The following is a 640-nucleotide window of genomic DNA, read 5'->3' as shown; positions in this document are numbered from 1 at the left end:
CATGTGTGACCTGCCGATCCCGGCGGGGATCAGGGCGATCGCCCGGGGTCTGGGGGTGGCCGCCTCGACGGTCTGCCGGGAGCTTGCTGCCCACTCGTTGGAGCACTGGGGCAAGAAGCGCTACGACGCCAGGCTGGCCCACCACCTGGCCCTTGGCAAGCGCACGCGCTGCCGGCCGGGCAAGCTGGAGGCCACGCAGCTCCGCAGCGAGGTCATCGCCCGGTTGAACCGGAAATTCTCGCCTCAGCAGGTCGCCGGGGAGTTGCGGTTGGTGTTCCCCGATCAGCCGGAGCTACACGTGTCACACGAGACGATCTACCAGGCCCTTTACGTTCAGGGCAAGGGTGCACTGCGGCAAGAGCTGAAGGTCGAGAAGGCCCTGCGATCGGGGCGCAAGACCCGCGTTCCCGCCTCCCAGCTGCCGCCCCGCAGCTCCCGCCCGTGGCTGCACGGGGCTCGCCTTTCCGACCGGCCGGCCGAGGTCGAAGACCGTGCCGTGCCCGGCCACTGGGAGGGCGATCTGGTCGTGGGCCCGAACAACTCCGGGCTCGTCACCCTGGTCGAACGGCACACCCGCTACGTGCTGATCGGCCGACTGCCCGGGTGCCGGGACAGTGCCACGGTCAACGACGTGCTCACC

General features: G+C 69.8%; 1 protein-coding gene. It reads left to right on the top strand.

Going from position 1 to position 640, the window contains the following annotated elements; all coding sequences use genetic code 11:
* Positions 1 to 640 (top strand): IS30 family transposase (locus R4P08_RS18400; protein WP_317815309.1); only part of this gene is annotated, 640 nt, incomplete at both ends.

It is taken from the genome of Rhodococcus sp. IEGM 1408 (genome assembly GCF_033142235.1).
Lineage (GTDB): Bacteria > Actinomycetota > Actinomycetes > Mycobacteriales > Mycobacteriaceae > Dietzia.
This window is presented reverse-complemented; position numbering and strand designations above follow the sequence as displayed.